11 protein-coding genes are annotated in these 19,270 nt (G+C 60.8%); 5 read left to right on the top strand and 6 right to left on the bottom strand.

The window, feature by feature from the left end:
* Window positions 1–629 precede the first annotated feature (629 nt).
* Window positions 630–968 carry a transposase gene (locus Q5Y72_RS15990; RefSeq protein WP_371930852.1) on the top strand — a complete coding sequence of 113 codons (339 nt, stop codon included), beginning with the start codon at window positions 630–632 and terminating at the stop codon, window positions 966–968.
* Between the two features lie 7 nt (window positions 969–975).
* On the opposite strand, the gene Q5Y72_RS15995 is transcribed toward Q5Y72_RS15990, so the two are convergent.
* The 6 genes from Q5Y72_RS15995 to Q5Y72_RS16020 form a co-directional block, all read right to left on the bottom strand.
* On the bottom strand, window positions 976–2,187 hold the full coding sequence (locus Q5Y72_RS15995; RefSeq protein WP_305964430.1) for a PD-(D/E)XK nuclease family protein: 1,212 nt from the start codon (window positions 2,185–2,187) through the stop codon (window positions 976–978).
* A 179-nt stretch (window positions 2,188–2,366) separates the two neighbouring features.
* Window positions 2,367–5,549, bottom strand: coding sequence for a UvrD-helicase domain-containing protein (locus Q5Y72_RS16000; RefSeq protein ID WP_305964431.1), 3,183 nt, complete (start codon window positions 5,547–5,549; stop codon window positions 2,367–2,369).
* Window positions 5,546–8,098: a PD-(D/E)XK nuclease family protein gene (locus Q5Y72_RS16005; RefSeq protein WP_305964432.1), complete on the bottom strand. Its 2,553-nt coding sequence runs from the start codon at window positions 8,096–8,098 to the stop codon at window positions 5,546–5,548. Before Q5Y72_RS16005 ends, Q5Y72_RS16000 begins: the two co-directional genes overlap by 4 nt.
* A gap of 112 nt (window positions 8,099–8,210) precedes the next feature.
* Window positions 8,211–9,806: an ADP-ribosylglycohydrolase family protein gene (locus tag Q5Y72_RS16010; RefSeq protein ID WP_305964433.1), complete on the bottom strand. Its 1,596-nt coding sequence runs from the start codon at window positions 9,804–9,806 to the stop codon at window positions 8,211–8,213.
* Between the two features lie 6 nt (window positions 9,807–9,812).
* The gene (locus Q5Y72_RS16015; protein ID WP_305964434.1) at window positions 9,813–10,841 is read right to left on the bottom strand and encodes a helix-turn-helix transcriptional regulator; all 1,029 of its coding nucleotides are present in this window, start codon (window positions 10,839–10,841) and stop codon (window positions 9,813–9,815) included.
* A gap of 7 nt (window positions 10,842–10,848) precedes the next feature.
* Complete coding sequence (locus tag Q5Y72_RS16020; RefSeq protein ID WP_305964435.1) at window positions 10,849–12,852, bottom strand: AAA family ATPase; 2,004 nt, start codon at window positions 12,850–12,852, stop codon at window positions 10,849–10,851.
* Between the two features lie 411 nt (window positions 12,853–13,263).
* On the opposite strand from Q5Y72_RS16020, the gene Q5Y72_RS16025 reads away from it, so the two are divergent.
* The 4 genes from Q5Y72_RS16025 (at window position 13,264) to Q5Y72_RS16040 (ending at window position 19,160) form a co-directional block, all read left to right on the top strand.
* On the top strand, window positions 13,264–13,851 hold the full coding sequence (locus tag Q5Y72_RS16025; protein ID WP_295015102.1) for a YqiA/YcfP family alpha/beta fold hydrolase: 588 nt from the start codon (window positions 13,264–13,266) through the stop codon (window positions 13,849–13,851).
* A gap of 71 nt (window positions 13,852–13,922) precedes the next feature.
* Window positions 13,923–14,312: a hypothetical protein gene (locus Q5Y72_RS16030; protein WP_305964436.1), complete on the top strand. Its 390-nt coding sequence runs from the start codon at window positions 13,923–13,925 to the stop codon at window positions 14,310–14,312.
* 592 nt (window positions 14,313–14,904) lie between these two features.
* Window positions 14,905–17,766, top strand: a complete 2,862-nt coding sequence (locus tag Q5Y72_RS16035) for a DUF8426 domain-containing protein (protein ID WP_305964437.1) — start codon at window positions 14,905–14,907, stop codon at window positions 17,764–17,766.
* Entirely contained in the window at window positions 17,763–19,160 is a 1,398-nt protein-coding gene (locus Q5Y72_RS16040) for an McrC family protein (RefSeq protein WP_305964438.1), read from the top strand. The genes Q5Y72_RS16035 and Q5Y72_RS16040 overlap by 4 nt, the downstream gene beginning before the upstream one ends.
* Window positions 19,161–19,270 lie beyond the last annotated feature (110 nt).

A 19,270-nucleotide genomic window follows, 5' to 3' on the forward strand; every position in this document is an offset into this window, starting at 1 on the left:
GATCAGCCGCATCTCGGCCAGCGTGCGGCTGGCGGCACCCAGCTGGACAATGGGCAGTTCGATCTTCAGGTGCTACAGGACGTCGGATGCCTCGGCAGGGATCCCGCTCTCGCGCAGCGCCTACTCGATGACCTCGGCGATGGCGTCCGGGCGGCTCAGTTCGAAGCCCTCGGGAAGGGCGGAATAGTCGATGCGGATGGCCGGGCTGATAGCGACACAGATCATGGAGGAGGTGGAACGGCAGTCCGGGGCTGACGGTCGAGACCGCAATCATGCAGAGGGTGCTGGAGGGTCATGTCCGATAGGAGTTTAACGCCCGCGCGAACCCCGGGGGGCGCTTGCATTATGAGGAAGCTGACGCCAGTTGACTGCCGACCTCGGCCCTGGCTCTGATGGCGCCGAGGATCTGCTCCGGGTCTGGCGGCAGGGCCGGCGCCTCCATCCAATGGTGCAAGCGCGAGTATCGTTCCAAGCGGGCGCACGCGAACATTATGGGCAGCAACATCAGTTAGCGTCCGCGGAGCTGGTGTAATTTCATTGCCGCTGGCGGTGTGATCCCTAGTGACCATCGAGGTGTATGTCCGAGTTGGAGTTTGGCGACTTCAACTACGGACCCTACGGAGACCCCAATGACCAAGGCGAACATGTACCTGTCCGAGCTTCTGGCCGAGCACGATCAGGGCGGCGACTTCCTGCGGGGCATTGCCGAAGCCGTGCTGGAACTGATCATGGAGACCTATGTGGAAGGCATCATCGGCGCTGGCCGGCATGAACGCAGTGTCGAACGCTCGACCTACTCGAACGGGTATCGAGAGCGCGCTCTCGATACCCGTTCGAGCACGTTGAACCTCGCGCGGTTGACCGCTTTCGACAGGTTCTGCGTCTGCCAAGTCGCGCGGCAAGCAGACGGACTTCCACCCGACGTTCTCTTGGATCAGCCCGTGTCACGATCTCCTTGCGTAGGGTAGCAAGCATTTACGAGATCGCCTGATCCAGCAGGGCAGGAAGCTCGCGATCCATTACGCTGCGCAGGGATTCGGCTATCTGATTGGCAAAGTGAAGCATCCAGTTCCCCACGGGAATCCCTGCTTCAGTCAGGGCAGCTTCCCCCAAAGTAGTCTGCCAATTATGCGACCATCCAGAAGCCCCAGCTCGACGGCTTCCTCCGTCATTTCGGTTCATCGCTCCTATCAACCGCTTCCTGAATTCGGGCGCACCATCTGCAGGGCCCACTACTATCGATGCCGAGATACCATCACCATTTCGATAGATTTCCAGTAGAATAATTGAAGCGGTTTCTCCAGCCCATTTCTTGCTGCCCTTGCGAAGATCTCCGTAACGAGCTTCGAGTTCTGGAAAGGAGAAACGCAGGTATGAGCGTGTACTCGATGCCGGCTTCACTGGAATACCGAGAGATGAACTCAGAAGTTCCGCCATCTCGCCCATATTCTTCGAGATCTTGCGCATGAGATCGCTGATGGGGTCCGGACGATTTTCAAAAAGATAATCCAAGGCCTCCCGATGTTTGGACCACAGCGTGAATACTGCGTCATCCAACAGCGTATTGGAATTCTTGTCAGCCATACCGTGTCTCCTCATCATGCTAACGTAGGCGGCATACATTTGATACCCGATCGCCGAGCGGCCATCGCTCTCCAAAGCGCGATCAAGAGCGTCAATTAGACCTGTCCAACAGATTGGCTGCCAGGTCTTGTCTGCACTTGTCGTGCCTTCACGTCCGTCGACCGTCAGGAATCCGAATTTCACTTCGCTGTTCCGCCAGGCTGTCTTCACCCGGAGCTGATAGTCCCTGAGCTGTTCGCGGCGCTCTCCGGCATCGATCTTGATCTCAACGGCGATGACCAGGCCCTTGCCGCCATTTTCAGGCGGGATCTCGACCATGAGGTCAACATTGTACAGCTCCCGATAAATTCTTGCGCGATGCAGGCGCGTTTCAGAAATCACCTCATCGGTGAAGATCGCGATGAAGGCCTCAAGCAGCAGGGTTCCGAATTCGTGCGGTCTGTTCGGATCAAGAATATATGCCAGGAAATTCGAGTGCCTGATTTCCTGCCGAGCCATTCCGACCGCTTCAAACGGGCAGAATACCTTCATGTTTCTTGAAACGGTTGCAAGGTGCTCAGAACCAGTTCCATCCACCAAGTCTTTTAACTTTTGTACGTCCATCACGCCCCCATAGGGTTAATAAATGTGCAGGTCAGGCAGCATTGAATAGGACAAGCTGCCTGAATTTTTCCGATTGCGTAAGCTTTCCGCATTTATCGGTTTTCTTCCCCGAAAACAGTGACGATCCCTTGTCTGGTCACAATGGGCATGATCGCCTGCACTCCCAATCATTGGCACCTTCATTCCACCCCGACCGTCACGGGAAGTTCCACAAGGTCCATCCGACCGTGATCCATCCAGTGGAGGCCAACTCCCCGCACTCTGTGTCCACGAAGCACACTATCTGCCAATCCGGAATATGCGAAGAGTTGCGGCCAGTAGGGGCCAAATCCCACGCCAGCGCCGCCGGTTTTGTGGTCAATCAGCAGGCAACCCTGTGGCCCGACGGCCAAGAGGTCGATGGTTCCCGGGATTTCAGCACCCTCAGCGCTGCGTCCCAAAACCGGGATCTCACAGTGAAGCTCGGTGTAGCCCTGGTCCGTGAGCCACGCCTTCAGTTCGTTTGCCCGTTCTGCCACCAACTTGAGGGTCGCCTCATCCAGCCCAGTGGCGCTGGGCAAGCTTGTCGCCAGATCGGGCCGCGTCAGGAATGTTCGCATGGCAAGGTGCAGCGCGGATCCACGCGTCACGTCGCTGACCGTCTGTGGCCATCGTGCGCCGAGGATCACGCCCCGGCTGTCCGGCGCGGCATCGGCCGTTCTGGCCTGCGAAGGCTGCAATCGCCATGGTGTCAACGATGTGGGCGGCATCGGCGCATCGCCGCCAAAGAGGGGCACATCGCCACCTGAACCTGGTGCATAGTCGGTGGCGCCAGCATGTTCGGGTAACTGCGTGATCACCGCGGGGCAATCAATCCCACCAATCCGCAGCATCCCGCCTGCAATCATCGGAGCGCAACTGTCCTCCAGCACGTGGAACAGGCTGTTGGCTTCGGGCGCTTCCTCGTTGCGTGCCTTCAGGAAGCTTGGCCATTCCAGGACCAGCCGGTCCCGCGCACGCGTCAGCGCCACATAAAGCAGGTTCTTGGCATTTGCCTCGAAATCCACGCGACGGTCTTCGATGAAACGTCGCTCCGCTTCCGGCGCGGCAAATCCTGGCGTGTGGATCAGTGCGGCGGAGGCCAGCACAACAGCCATGTCGTCGATCTTGCCCAGCGCGTCGAACCGGGTGGCCGTGGTACCGGGCCATTCCTCGATGCCGTGGTCGAACTCTGCGACCACGGTAATTGGCCATTCCCGCCCCTTGGACGCATGCCAGGTCACGATTTCAACTGCCTCGGCACTGTCTGCCGAAGGGTCCGGTCTACGGTCGGCATCGCGATCACCCCCGCGGGCATCGAGCCAGCCGAGGAACACCTTGACCGTCTCGCCATGGAAACCGGACGCCGCCTTCAGGTCGCGATGCGCGGATTCGAAATCGCTGGCCTCTGCCTCCAGGCGCAAAAGGTCGGCACGCGCCTGGGCCGCATCAGGCTGGCGCGCCGCCCAGCGGCGCATGCCCGTTGCGTCAAGCACAAGGTCCAGCGTGACACCCACTGGCAGACGCGATAGTCGGTCAGACAGGGCCGCAAGTCTCATCAGCACTGGATCATCCGCCAGCCGCCCGTCGATCTGCGCGGCGATCGCATCCTGCAGGGAAAGCGGATCTGGGCCAAGCGTGCGCAGCAACAGCCCGGCATGGGCATCGGCCGGATTGGCGGCATAGCTGAGCGCCGCACGCGCCGCCTGCACCAATGGATTTGCCGCCCAGCCGTCTTCGGCGATGCGAACTGGAACGCCGCGAACACGAAGTTCTTCGGCGTAGCGTCCGGCCGTGGTGTGGCGACAGATCAATAGCGCGATATCCGATGGGCGCGCAGCACGCATTGCACCTGTTTGCCGATCGGTGATAGTCTCGCCACTGGTCAGGATGCGCGTAATCCGTTCTGCCACATGCTCCTGGGGCTTGGAGGAGTTTCTCACTCCCCGCCCTTTCACCGTCTGCAGCACCTCAAGCGCAGGACCGGGTACTGGATCACGGGTCGGGGCAAGCGGGTTGTAACGCGCGCCGAATAGTCCTGCCCCAAGGGCGTTGACGAACTGCATGACGGCAGGCGTCGAGCGCCAGTTGCGATCAAGTGGCTGTGTGGCGTCCGGGTTTGCCTCCGCCAGCGCTTGCGACAAGCGCGGATCTGCACCCTGAAACCCCATGATCGACTGCTTCACATCGCCCACCAGCAATGTGCGCGGCGCACGCGCGCCCAACTGCCAGAGCAGAGCGAACTGAACCGGGTTCGTATCCTGGAATTCATCGATGATGACGCAATCGATTTCGTCCAGCACAGCCTGCCGCACGGCCGGATCAGTGCGCAGCAGGCGTTCCGCTCCAGCGATCATGTCGGCAAAGTCGATCAGGCCAAGCGCCTTCTTACGGGTCTCGTAGGCTCCCATCACCTCTTGAGCACAGGCGATCAGGCACGACAGGTGCAGTTTTGCATCCGTCAGAGGACCGGGATGTGTGGGCAGAACATCGGCGGCCTGCATGATTGCAGTCGCCAGATCATCATAGGCTTCAGGCGTCTTTGTGCGGCTATTCGAGACGAAGAGGCCGCGCAGCGATTGCCAGACGCTCCAGTCATGATCCAGAAGCGCGGGGTCCCGCTCAATGCGGCGAAACAGTGAAAGGTTCTTTTCCAAGGTCTCGCGCGGCCCCTTGGCCGTCACGGTGGCCATGCCGCCGTCAGGAAAGGCTGCAAGCATGGCCAAGACTGCCGCCAGCAACGCATCGCGCGCTGCAACTGGGTCAGCGAGTGTGACGCCATAGACCCGATCAAGCCGCGCCAGTGCCGAGGCGATCAGGCTTGGATCGCGACCCGTATCGCCCAACCCACGCAAGAGGTCGATCATAGCCAGCACGCGGGCGCGCAAGGCGTCTTCGACCGTCTCTCCCTTTTGCCAGTTGGCTTGATAGCCGAACCGCTCGGGCGCAGCTTTGATCGGGTCGAGCGCTCGAGCATGGGCCAGTGCCTGCCGGATCAGCAGATCGCGCTCGGCATCGACCAGATGGCGCGGTTGCAGGGAGGCGCCTGCCGCAAGGGCATGTTCTGTCAAAATCCGCAGGCCCAAACCGTGGATGGTCGAGACATAGGCCCGCTCGACCGCCATGGCCTCCTCGACCAGACCATCCACCAGAAGACCCGCCCGAATGCGTTCGCGCAATTCGCCGGCCGCCGCTTCGGTAAAGGTCACGGCAAGGATACGTTCAGGCCGCACAACCTTGCGTTTGACCCAGTCAGAGAGCTGGGTCTTGATGCGATGGGTCTTCCCCGCACCCGAACCAGCAGGCACGATGACCAGACCGAAATCCGACGGGTTCTGGCTCATGCTTCCGTGTCCTCAATCGTGCGGATGAAGGCGGTGACAAGGGCAGAGCCGTCCGTCAGCGCATAGGGGGTAAACCCTGCCTCTTTCTTGAAGAAACCCTCGTCAGCCGTTGTGTTCAGAACCACGCGCCCTGCACCCAGCTCCGCGAGCCGTTCCGCCAGCCGCCCGACCGCTGCCGCGTTGATCGCATCGCCCATATCTTGCGCCGGAGATCCTTCTGGCAGCACCAGCCCAGACGTCAGCAGACCACCGTCATTCATCAAATGATATGCAATACCGACGGATCGACCGATCAAGGCGTCCATGCCGTCGCCCTCTCGTCGGATCGGACGGGCGATCATGTCGCGATATAGCGCCGCCTGCAGGTCCCAGCCCGCCTCCATCTGCTTACGGCGGCCTGAGGTGCCACTTTTCTTGTGGTCAACAATCAGAAGGGCTCCGTCCGGCAATTCAAGGATCGCGTCCGCCTTGCCATGCAGGTTGATGCCATGCGCTTCGCCCGACAACCAAATCTCGTTCCCTACAATCTTTGCTCCAAGCGCAAGCAAATGATTGCGCCAACGCAGCGCAGCCTGAAGGATTTCGCGCTCCAATCCCTGGCGTTCCATGTCCCAGGACGCGGTCCGCAGAAAACCGGCATGGCGGGTCAGCGCGCGGTCGTAGGCGGCGGTCACCGCGTCCGTGAGAGCAGCATGGTCGGGAATGGGTTGATCCTTCAGGAACACATGCTCGAACACATCATGCGCGATGTTGCCCTTCGCCATGACGTCCAGTTCCTCGGCGGACCATGACATGTCATTGGCCTCGACCTCGGCCAGCAGCCAGGCAAGAGGGCTGACCAGAAGCGTTTCCAGCCGCGAGGGCGATTGCGGCTTTGTCGTTCCGTCATCCTTGCGACGCAAAGCCAACAGGTCACGACCGACAAAATGAAGGGCCTCAGGCAATTCCGGAGGCTCCTGAAGCGGAGGCAGGCGGTGATGCGCCACCGGCCAATCTCCGGGCGGCATGCGCGACAAGTCTGCGATCAGGTCTGATGCATCCTCGACATCCGAGACAACTCGCGCAACCAGCGACAGACCTGCCGACGGCTGAAGCCGTGCGCCTGACAGATCCCGCCATGGGATCAAGAAGGTGACAGAGTCGGAAACAGCCTGCAGCTGCTGATCGAACAGGGACAGTGCCTGTGCCAGCCGTTCGGCCCTGCCGCGCAGGTGCAGGCCAGTGGCGTCGCGAATGCGCGCAATCTCGCTGTCCAGGAACAGCAGATTTGCACGGGGGCGCGTGGGGTACAATCCGTCGGTAAAGTCCGTCACGATCAGGTGTCGACAGGGGCGCCATGGGCTTTCCTGCGCTGACCAAAGGCTAACCCCTTCAAGGTTATGTTCTGGGTCGCCAGCCGAAGGCGGCGCGATCTGGATGCCGCGAAGGATCGCCTCCCAGTCCGGGCTACCCTCGCCAGGAGGGATTGGCAGGCGGGCGCGGACTTCTGCGCCTTGAGCGATCTGGTCGCAGATGCGGTCAATCAGGAACCGCAACTGCGCGAGGCTACCCGCCGCCGCGCGAATGTCCGTCCAGAGTTCCTTGTGCGCGGGGGTCGGAGACAGGACCTCGCCCCGGAAATCGCCGCCCATCAGGCTTTCCGCCAGATCACGGCCGGTCTGTGCAGACCACGGCATCAGGGGCGACAGCGCGAGGCTAGCCAACACCATCGCAGGAGTCGGAGGCCGCTTGGCAAGCACAAGATGGAGAGTTGTCTCACCGACGATATCGCGCTCGGGCAGGCTGGCGGGAAGGCCGGAGAGCGGGACGCCCTGAGCGGCGAAGGCTCGCGCGATCTGATGTGGATCGCCACCCGTCAGGACTGCGATTTCGCGTGCCGGGATACCGGCCTCGATCAATGCTCGGGCCCGGGCGGCCGCAAAATCAGCACAGGTCGCAAGATCGCGAAGGCCGTAAATGGCCAAGCTGTCATCCTTGGCACCGGCCGCGACCTTCGCTGTGGCAATTCCCGCCTGCAAGGCATGAAGCCGGGTTCCAGACATGGCTGCACGCGCTTGGGCCGGAGAAGCCACGCTGCCGAATTCCCGTTCCAGCCGCGAATAAAGCGCTGCCACAGCAGCTGGCGCATGCGGATCGAGGGAGCCTTGCACCACCGGAACCGGATCAAGAAACTGCCCATGCGGCAGCTCCAGGACATGGCGTACCGGGGCAAGCCCCTCAGGCAGTGCATCGCCCAAACGACCCCAAAGGCCGATCAGCGCATCCAGATGGCGCCTGGCACGACTGTCTGCCACCACCCTCGCGACAGGCACGCGCAAATCGGGTGTCGCCAGCACCAGATCCTCCAAAGCCGCGGTGACGGCGGAAATCGTTTCGACCGGCGCATTGGCAAGGCTGTCCTGCCAGACGGGATCGGGCACGTCCGCAATCGCGCGCCCGGGAGCCCATTCCGGCGCTCTTGGGGCCAGTGAAAGCTCCGCGAGCGCTGAATCGGAAAGGCGATAGTGCAGGCCAGAACGCGGATCAGCGACGAGAAAAGGATAGAACATCATTTGCCTGCAGACAGAAAGAGTGAGGATCAGTCGATGGACGGTCAGCCTTGATTCAATGACTTGCCGGGATTCTTGGGCAATCTTGTGACCGAGCCGATATGTCCGTCATTCATGCTCCAGGGTAGAACTCAGCCAACTCCTCGGCTGAATCGATGTCAGAAGAAAGGCGCCCGAAATCACGAACCAGCCGCGAAATGATATCTCCACCTTCGACAACCTCTGCCCACCTGTGTCGAAGTACGGAAACTGGGTCGAGCAGACCCAGCATGTTGCCGGCAATCGCAGCTGTCGAGTCACTGTCACCGCCGTGGGTAACCGCAATCACGAGAGACTCTTCGAAGGAGTTGCCTGCAAGGCAGGCGTAGAGTGCAATCGACAACGCCTCTTCTGCCGTCCAACCGCCACCAAGGGACTCGACTGTTCCAGCTGATCCGTCTCGAAGGGCCTCAAGTGCTGCCTGAATTGCCCGTGCTGTTTCCAAGCCCCCTTCGAGCCTCGAATAGAAATTCACTGTCTTCGCTGCACACTCCTTCAGATCAACGCCCGCGGCCACATCCGCAAGCATTTCTGCCCACGCTGCGGCAGCAAGCTGACCCGTGACGTGACCATGCGTCAGCGCTGATGTGTCGATCGCCATCTGGCGCACCTGATCCCTTGGAACCATCAAGGCGATTGGCGCAACGCGCATGATTGTGCCGCATCCCTTGCTGTTGTTCTGAGCAACATCCCCGAAACGCCCGCTCGCCTTCAGCGAAGACAGGCAAGTATTGCCCGGAGCGCGGCAAGACCAGAGACGTGGATCCAGGATCAGACCCACTTCATCCGTCTGAATCGTCGGTTTGCCGCCCTGCGTCTTGTACCATCGCAACAGCGCGTGATGGATCACCGATGGCGGATGGCAGATGCCCTTGAGCGCGCTGCGGATCATCGCGCGTAAGACCCCTTCGGCCGTAAACAGGGTCATCTGAGTGTCGTCTGTTATTGCACCGCGCAGCCCCATGTGCGGAGGCAGGTCCTTGATGCCGTCGGGGTAGCGACGGCGGATTTCGGCAAGAGAGAGGAATTCGATCTCAGCACCGAGACTGTCGCCAATGGCACCACCGAGAAGACAGGCGTGAAGCTGGATTGACCGCAGCCCTCCGTGACTTCCATGAGTTGCCACGAACCGTTCCTGTGCTGTGGTCTCGATCGCCCCTGGTCGCGCGGCCCGGATAATAGCCTTGGCTTCGTTCGCTGACTTACCCCGCTCGACATGCAGAAGTGCGGCAACCGTTCCTGCGCGCCCCAACCCGCCACGGCAATGGACCAGCACACGGCCACCGCGTTCCAGAGTTCGATGGAGCCTCGGCGAGAGGTGGCGCCATAGCTCCATGGCCTTCGGCGTCGGCACATCCAGATCTCGGATCGGAAAGTGATGCCAGTCCATGTCTCGTGCCTTTGCGGCATCGCCAAGCCCCGACACCGACAGCAGATCGAACTCATGGTCCTCAATCAGACTGACGACAGCTTTCGCCCCCCAGCCTTTGATGACGTCCATATCGGCCTCCAGATCGCGGTCCCATGCCCCGCCAAAGACGCTTTCGCCCTTCTTGCCCGGACAAAGAGTGAGGCCGAGATGGCCGTTTCCGATCGGCAGACTGTCGATGCGAAGTGGGTGGGTACTGCTGTCACGAATCAAATGGTGTTCCTCTTCGGTGGAGTTCACCCGACACTATGGATCACCTGCGTCAGTTCCGGTCGTATCGCCAGCGGCACAATGCGAATTGGTCTGGAACCGCGCCTCAACCTGGTCCCCCCACCTCGCCAGATACCATTCCATTTCCTGTCGTCCCCCCGCACGGAACCGGACGATCAGAGATCCGTCTTCCAGCCGCGCAGTCTGCTGTTTTGGATGAAACAGATACCCGGCAGCCTCATCCGCCACTATTGGCAGGAACCGCCATTCCACGTCCTGCGGTTCTTCGCGCCAGACACCAAAGCTTTCGGAGAGCCATTCCTGTAGGTCGAAACCATCGGGGCGCGCATAGATGTCGGCTTCCAGCGAAACCCGTTCGAAGCCAGCGAGAGCAAACAGACGGAGATCGTCCTGATACTCGCTCCAGGCAAGCAAGTATTGGCGCCCTTGACCGAAGAGCATCGCAATCGGCCCAAGCCTGGCGTTGCGAGAAAGCTTGGAGGAACTTCGGGCGCGGTGGTCTGCAGAGATCATCACTCCTGCAAGGATCGCCTCACGGAGGGCCGAGAGAATTTCAGGAGCAATCTTCTCGCGTGGTCCGGGACGAAAGGCCACGCCGTCTGCCATCAATTGTGCCTCCAGGTCGGCGGCAATCATTCGGCGCCTATCCTCACGGAACATGGCCTGCACCTTGGTCAACAGGTGCTCAAGCGCATCAGCCGTGGCTTCATCTCCCTCGCGCCGGGCAATCGCGGCGGCACGATGCCCGGCGGTCAGTTCATCAAGCGTTGGCTCCACCATCCGGCCCAATGATCCGGGTGGAAATCGCCAGTACTTGCGGCCGCTTTCGCCGGACAGTTCTTCGATCTGGGGGTAGGCATTGCGCACGGCATCGCGCATGCGTTCTGCCGTGCGCCGGGATACGCCGAAATCTCGTTCGATATCAGCAAGCGATATACCTTCGGCCGATCCCTGCATCCGCAGCGCCAGTTTCTGCAGATCTTCCTGACGGGCGTAACGCATGGATCCTCCGGACAACACACCGACACCTTTGCGGCGACCCATCGGGCCGTCAACGGCCAAAGCCGATCGGACGCCCTGCCCCCAGCTTTGAGGCTGCCTCGCGCGTCAGTTCACGCAAGATCTCTCGCGGATCAGCCTCCCCAAGTGCTCGCATCCTGCGGGCCACGTTAGAGAAATCTCCAGGAGCCAGCCGTTCGAGAGCGGACAGCCCGGGCGGTGGCGGACAAGGGAAATGAGCAGTCCAGGCAAGCGGGAGTTGGTCGGCAGACAGAAAATCAAACCGAATACGGAAGGTGAACCGGCGCTGCGTTGCCGGGTCAAGTTTTTCGGCGAAGTTGGTGGTGCAGACAAAAGGCAGCGGGTGGCTTTCCATCCAGGTGAGCATTTCGTTCACCTGAGAGACTTCCCAGCTGCGTTCCGCGCCGCGCCGGTCGGCAAGCAGGCTGTCTGCCTCGTCAAGAATCAGCATGGCATGACCAGCCCGCGCTTCGGAGAAGGCGCGCGCGATGTTCTGCTCGCTCTCGCCGACCCATTTCGACAACAGGTCCGACGCGCGCTTTTCGATTACCGGCATGCCGATGACCCCCGCCAGATGCCGTGCCCAGGCGCTTTTGCCGGTCCCTGCAGGGCCTTCCAGACAGAAACTGACCCGACGGGTCGCGCCCGGGGCCGCCAGCCGGGCCTCAAGGCGAGCCAGATCGGAGTCAGCACGCGCAAGGTCCTGTCGCCAGGATATTTCCGCGTGATGACGCGGCGGACTGTCCACCCCACCCTTTGCCAGACGTGTGGCCGCATCAAGCATTTGGGAAACGACTGCGTGCCCACCACCGCACAGCCGCGCCACCCGCATCGCGTCCGAAACGAGCGCTGGCGCCTGATCGTGCCTTTCTGCCAGCGCGGGCAGAATTGTCTCCGGGATGCCTGCGGCATGCCGGGCCTCCAGCCGCTGCCATATCCGTGACCGGACCCGGCCCGATGGTGGTCGCATGAGAACTGAATAGCTCATTCTGCGCAGGAAGGCAGGATCACAGGCATCAACGGAGTTGGTGGTCCAGATGACCGGGATCGGGTTCGTTTCCAGCATCCTGTTGAAATGGACCTTCGACGGCATTTCACGACCGAAGAAGGACCCCCGCGTCCCGAAGAGATCTTCCATTTCGTCGAACAATAGCAGCGTATCCGATCTTTGCCCCAACATTCGGGACGCCACGCTCAGTTCCGCCAGTCGCTCATGACGCGACGGCTCTCCACCCTCATCGTCCGTTTCCCCCACAGCGCGCAGCACGGCTCCAATCTCGGCGGCAAGGACCTTGGCAAACTCGGTCTTACCGGTGCCCGGCGGGCCGAAGAGCAAGACGTTGATGCCCGCTTCTCGGTCCGCGAGCGCGCGGGACAGAAGGCCGCGGAGAAGATCCGCATCCCGCCCCAGTCCTTCGAAATCCTGCCATTCCGCGTCCGGTGCAGGCGCAACGGGAAACAGCAGCGCGATCAGTTCGGCAATGCTGTCCACCTCCGCGAGGAGCGCGAAGGTCAGCCTCTCGGACAGGACAAAGGGCATGCGGTCATGCCGTCGGCCGCGGTTGCGCTGCACCAGCCCGGAACGAACCAACCGGCCATTTGTGCGCATGGCCGCCCGGATCTCGGGCTCGGGTGCCTGACAGAACCACGACAGAAGAAGAGGTATGGTGACCTCCTTCGTTTCGACAGCTCCGTCGACGACATGCTCGAACCCGTCGAATATCTTGTAGAACGCCACGAAGGCAAGCATGGACCTTTCGACTGGCGACAAGCCGAGGTGGTCACCGAGAAGGGTGGCGTTGCGCTGAACAATCTCGCCCTCGCCTCCACCCGCAGTGGGCGCGAGGCGGCTGACAAGGTCGCGCACCTTCTGCCACCAGACTTGGCTTGGCCGAGTGTGCGGACGCTCGGGGCAGTCCACCTCAGTCAAGTATTCCAGCCAACCGGGCAGCTCTTTGGCAATGCGGCTTTTCGGGCCGAAGCGAGTGGCCATTCGGGCGATCAGTTCAAGGGCAAGGCGTTGTTCGTGGCTCATTCTCATCTCCGTCTATGTGACAGGGATGGCAGGGGCATACGTCAGATCTGGTCAGACCATCATGGCTCCGAAAAAACCGAAAAGATCCAGCACTGCAACGATCTCTCATCGCACACACGAGCGGTGATGGACGGGCATACGCGACCTGTGGACGGTCTGGCTTTGTGAGAGGGATAAAAGCGGAGATCGTGTCAGTCAGGTGTGGAGTTCTTGCGAGCCAATGGCTGGTCAATCATTCCTGCGGATCCTTGCTGCAGGAACAAGTTGAGCACCCAGGATTTGTTCATCAGTCTCGGCCTCGTGACAACCATACCGAAGAGTCGATTTGTTGACACCCAATCGATCGTTCAACACGTCCGTTTTTGACGTTGGCCTATGAGAAGACGCGTCATCTGCACTCGGGGACCGGACATGAAAAGCCAATCGAGAACGTCAAGCGGGCAGGAATCCGGCATTATTCTGTACTGCCATGGATGGGGCTCAGAGTTCGACCCCAGCAAGGACAAGATCCGCGCCCTTGCCTCGATGCGCCCGGTTGACGGCGTAACCGTCGACTACACGACGCACCCACAAGAGGTCTTCGAGAACCATGCCTCACGGTTGAAGCTGCACCCCCGGGGGCTTGTCATTGGAACAAGCCTTGGCGGCTTCTTTGCCGCTTGGCTGGGTGCCGAGTTCGGCTGTCCGTTCGTCGCGATCAACCCAGCGATCACACCGGGCAAGACCTTGCAGGCCCACATTGGCCACGGCGTCACCCATGTCGGAAAGCCGTTTGAACTGACTGAGGCCTGCGTGAAAGCCTATGATGCGCTCAGCTTTCGTATGGACGGGAAAGGCACGATCGTTCTCGACCTCGGTGATGAAATCCTCGACTCGCGGGCAACGCTTGATTTTGTGAAAGGGCGTCTGCCGGTCGTCGTTTTCGAGGGTGGGTCACACCGGTTTGACCACATGGCAGAGCTGATCGAAAGTCGACCAGATCTGTTCCGAGACAGTTAACCAGATGAAGCGTGTGCAGGGATACCGCCAAATTGCGAGCATCACTCACCGCGATGTCAGTGGAGGGGCAAATGGCCGGAGAAATTGAGACCATCGATGGGGTTGCCCGGCGCCTCAATCGGGACGTGTATTATCTTGCGCTCGTCGACGAGGCCGGTGGCTTCAGGGATATCTACACCGATGTTTCTGAAATCACAGACTGGCTGGATGCGAAGCAGATCGGCTGGAGGCTCTGTGCAGGCTTCGACGAGGATACCGTTTGGGTTGAAGGCGGGCCAGCCTGCATCTTCCTCGATATTCACCCCGAACTTGGGCCTGAGGCAATGGAAATGGTCGAAGCTCATTTCATGAATGCTGAGGGTGAGCCGCGCATTCCAGGCTATGTGCCTGCCATGCTGCGGTTCATGGAGGCGCTAAAGTTTGCGCACAGGGACGATCCTGATTATTGGGAGAACTTCTAGGGCGTGCCTGCATTCACCTGAGCCAGTCGAGTGCGGAGACGAGGAAGACGAAGCCCACTAAACTTGGAATGGTCTTCTTGAAACGCAGGGCGCTGCGACGGAAGCGCCTTATCCGCCGGAAGAGGTCTTCAGCATTGTGGCGTTCGCCATATAGGTCGGGGTCGAAGGTTGGTTTGATCGCGCGGGACGGGTTGGCCTCGATACCAGCGCAAGACCGATGAGATACTCATCATCGGCCGCGTCGGCTGGCTCGCACGGGAAACATGAGGATGTGCGGTGCCGCCCCTCTGAGGTGCCAGAAATGAAAAAATGTCCGCGAGAGATTTCTTCGGGTGCACCACTGCCATGATTAGTGCTTGCGTCACGGGAGGCTCAGTTATCAATCTTCTTCTGCGGGAGGCATGAGCGGCTTCAAAATGTCCCCAATGTTTGAAAGTAATAGTCGACGGCCGGCAGTTCCTGCTGTGCCTTTCTGATTGGGGAGTCTCGTGCACAGCAATACAGACCGGCAGCTACCACATTCCTTCTCGGTCCGCCTATCTCGGGTCGTCACGATGTGCATCGGGACATTCTGTGGAGCGGTGACGCGGCAATGAATAAGGAAGTCGACTACAAGGCTTGGCTCGAGCAAGGCGGTGCTCAGACGGAGGCCGGACGCAATTCGCGTGCTTATGCCATCCGGACAATAGAGAAGAACCTTGCGGCACTGGGCATGCCATTCAAGGATCTTGACGAAGCTTGGGAGGGCGACCGGTTTGTTGCGCTTCGTGCAAGATTGAAGCAGATGCGCGACGATGCGCGCAGCGGTGGTCAGGACTATCGGCTCCTGATGCCAGACTCGGAAAATCCCCACAATCGGCTTGCGAACTGGGGAAGCTGGCTCGGACAGTACGGACGGTTCCTTGCTGGCGAGCTGCCCGGGTCGAGCAAGGATGCCGACCGTATTCGGCAGTATGTTCTTGAGCACTACATCGAACCCGCTCGGGAGGATGGGCGTGGGCAGGTGGAAGTCCTTGTCCGCGAGGTGAATGCGGCGCTGGGCCTGAATCAGGCGTGGCCGAACATCTGTCAGGCGCTCAAGGGGCGCATCTTCCAGGACCTCGCTCAGGTTCCACCCCCTGAGCAGGTCGGAGCCGATCAAAGCTCGGCTACTGTCTTCCGCTTCGATGTGCGGGGGCGACGCATCAGCCGACCGGCGCTTGAGAAGCTGCGCACCAGGTTTCTTGCCCTCTGCCCCGATTTCAGGAGCTTTGTCGAACCCGGAACCGGCTGGGCCCACGGAGAGAAAGCATACAAGGTTGCCGCAATCGGCAGGGTGCAGTCAGCGCTGTCTGGTGATGCAACGGACGAACTGTTGGGACGGAGCGTCTTCGAGATACTGAAGACGGCTGCAAAGGACGGCCCCTTGGTCAGATGGCAAACAGAGGACGCCATCGCAAAGAACACACCCGACCTGCTCGCCGAATTTCACACGGCTATAGGTCGCTTGGTCAGATCCGAAGAAGCGCCGGAGGTTGCGCTCTCTACGGCACATGCGGCCTTTGATGGACTGCGTAGTCGGGGCGCAACGTCGCTGACCTATGGCGAACGGATCAACATCCTGTCTTCTGCTCTCGCCATGGTTCACCCGAAAGCGATGGCACCACTGAAGATCACCCGCATCAACGAAGTCTGGGAAACGTTGACCGGCGAAAAGCTGTTCGTTGAAGCAAGCGCGGACATCGGAGCTGACTATCGGCGGCTCGCCGACGGCTTTGACGAAATTTGTGAAATCATGCGCGACGAGTGGCGCTGGGAACCTCAGGACTGGCTCGACATCCAAGGTTTTCTCTGGATTGCAAACGACAAGACCACCGAAGTACCGGCAAAGCCAAACGAGGCCGCCGCAAGTAATGAAAATGCGGAGACGCCAATGTCGATCTCACCCGTCAACCTGATCCTTTACGGCCCACCAGGCACGGGGAAGACCTTTTCGACCGCTACCGAGGCAGTGCGGCTGTGTGGCGAGCCGGTTCCGCAGGATCGGGCCGAGCTCATGGCGGTCTACCAGAGGCTCGTGGCGGCCGGGCGCATCGAGTTCGTCACATTCCACCAGTCGATGTCTTACGAGGATTTCATCGAAGGTCGGCAGCCCATGACCGGGGTGGATGGAGACGGCGAGGCGGAGTCTTCCGGCTTCCGGCTCGAAACGGTCCACGGGGTATTCAGGCGGATCGCGAAGCGCGCGGAGACCAGCCGTGGCCGCTCATCGGGCGATGACATGATCAGGCTAGAGGGCCGCCAGGTCTTCAAAATGTCGATCGGCGAAGCGAACAACCCCGAGGACGCGCACTTGTTCGAGGAAGCGATAGAGGGCGGCTACACACTCCTCGGCTTCGACGACATCGACTGGAGCGATGAGAAGTACGCCAGCCGTGAGGCGATCTTTGAGGCCTGCAAGAACCATCGAGACGGCGGCGACTTAGATCCAAGATCCGGATGGGTCCAGATGCCCTTCCGATTCCGGAACTGGGTCCGGCAAGGCGACATCGTGATCGTGTCGAAGGGAAACCAGCAGTTCCGTGCCATTGGGGAGTTCGTCGGCGACTACGAGTTCAAGCCACGGCCGGAAGGGGGCTATGCCCACCGGCGCGCGGTGCGATGGCTTTGGGCGGATCGTGACGGGGTACCGGTCAGCGAGATCTACAGCCGCGGCTTCATGCAGCAGTCGATTTATCTGCTCTACGACAGCGAGCTCAATATTCCGGCGCTCGAGCGCTACATGAACAGTCAGAGGAACGACGGGGATTGCGAGCCCGATCAGTTCGTCCTGATTATCGACGAGATCAACCGTGCGAACATCTCCAAGGTCTTCGGCGAACTGATCACCCTTCTCGAGGCCGACAAGCGGCTCAATCAGCCGAATGCGGTGCGGGTCCGCTTGCCCTATTCCGGGGACGAATTCGGCGTCCCGTCCAACCTGCACATCCTCGGCACGATGAACACCGCCGACCGATCGATCGCGCTTCTCGACACTGCACTCCGGCGCCGGTTCACCTTCCGTGAGATGATGCCCGACGCGTCAATCCTCAAAGACGCTGCCGAGAAATGCAGGATCGACCTGCCGCAACTGCTCACCAAGATTAACGAGCGGATCGAGTACCTTTACGACCGGGAGCATCAAATCGGTCACGCCTACTTCACCGCGTGCCGTTCGCAAGCCGATGTCGACGAGGTCATGCGCCACAAGGTCATCCCGCTCCTCGCGGAATACTTTTTCGAAGACTGGGCCAAGATCGCGGCGGTGCTCGGCGACCTGGAACCAGGCGAAGGTTCGATCTCGGGTGGCTTTCTCAAGCGTGCGATCCTGAACCCGCCTCCGGGTCTCGAGGATGGCGATGCTGTCGCCCGGTTTCGCTGGCAGGTCCGCTCCGTCGATGAGGGCTTCGACTACAGCAAGTTGGTCGGGACATGATCCGCCGCACTATCCGCGAGTGGGAGCGCATCGCCTACGGATCCGGCGACACCGAGATCGCGGAGACGCAAGCAGACCGGATTGCCGCGGTTGCGCGGGCCTCGACCTTCTCCGGACGCGGGGGTGAAGGTGTGCTGGAGCACGGGCGGAAGGGGCTCCGCGCACGCGGCGTCGTCGGCGTCATTGCTATCCCCGGCTGCCAACTGGAGATTCTCCCAAAGATCGAGGGGGGCGGCGAGAGCGGGGTGTCGGATGCTGTGCTCAGGCAGCGCCTCATCCACATGCTTGCGGTGACATACGATCTGCCAATCGAAGCCGGCGGAATGACGCAGCTCGGCTGGCAGCGCGAGACCGTGCTCGAACTCCTGATCCGTCTGTTCTGTGCGAAGCTGACCGACGCGGTCCGGCAGGGGATGCCGCGTCACTACCTCGAACACGAAGATGACTTGCCAGCGCTTCGGGGACGCCTGGATGTGACACGGCAGTTCTCGAAGCTCGCGGTCTCGCCACAGAAGCTCGCTTGTCGTTTCGATGCACTGTCGCCGAACATAGCGCTGAACCAGGTGATGCGTGCGACGGTCAGCAAGCTATCGCGCCTATCTGGCGCACCGGACAATCAGCGCTCGCTGCGCGAACTGAGCTTCGTGTACGCCGACATAGCCGAAGTTCCCCCAAACGCCCTCCGCTGGGACCGCATCGTCCTCGACCGCACCAATCGTCGTTGGCGGGATCTCCTGTCTCTCGCGCGCCTCTTTCTATCGGACCGGCACCAGCAGACGAGCGCGGGGACCATCGACGGTCACGCGCTACTCTTCGAGATGAACGTCTTGTTCGAAGCATACATCGCACGGACCCTGTCGCGTGCTCTGGCCGGCACGGGCTTCCGTGTGTCGTCGCAAGGCGGCCATCGGGATTGTCTCTACGAGGGCGAGACCGGCCGCTTCCGCACAAGGCCGGACCTCATCGTCCGGCAGGGCGAGAAGATAGTGCTGATCATCGACACCAAGTGGAAGCGCATGACGCCGCGCATCGACGATCCAAAGCAAGGGGTCAGCCAGGCGGACGTCTACCAGCTGATGGCCTACGGCCAACTCTATGACTGCCCGACGGTCATGCTGCTCTACCCGCATCACGGCGATTTGCCTCCTGACCCTGTCCGTCAGAAGTATTCGATAGCTGTCAAGGGGGCGGTTGAGACGCTCATTGTGGCAACTCAGGATCTTGGGGGTACACTGCGGGAGAATCGAAATACGCTGCGACAGCTGGTGATGGCGTTCGTTGCGACGGACTCTGGGTTGGAAACAGACAACAGGCACTACGTTGGGCTTCAGAATGCGCCCTCAGATGACCGGCCACTGAACTTTCATCCAGCCGCGACCGGAGCCGGTCGCTGATCTGCGCCGCGCTGCGGGACCAAGTGCGGACGTGCGAATGAAGGCCATGGCGGGCGGCCACGCAACTGCAAATCCGGCTGCCTCCGAAGAGGCGGGTCCTGTGCAGTGAG

Origin of the sequence: Paracoccus spongiarum, from assembly GCF_030732095.1 — a bacterium.
Lineage (GTDB): Bacteria > Pseudomonadota > Alphaproteobacteria > Rhodobacterales > Rhodobacteraceae > Paracoccus > Paracoccus spongiarum.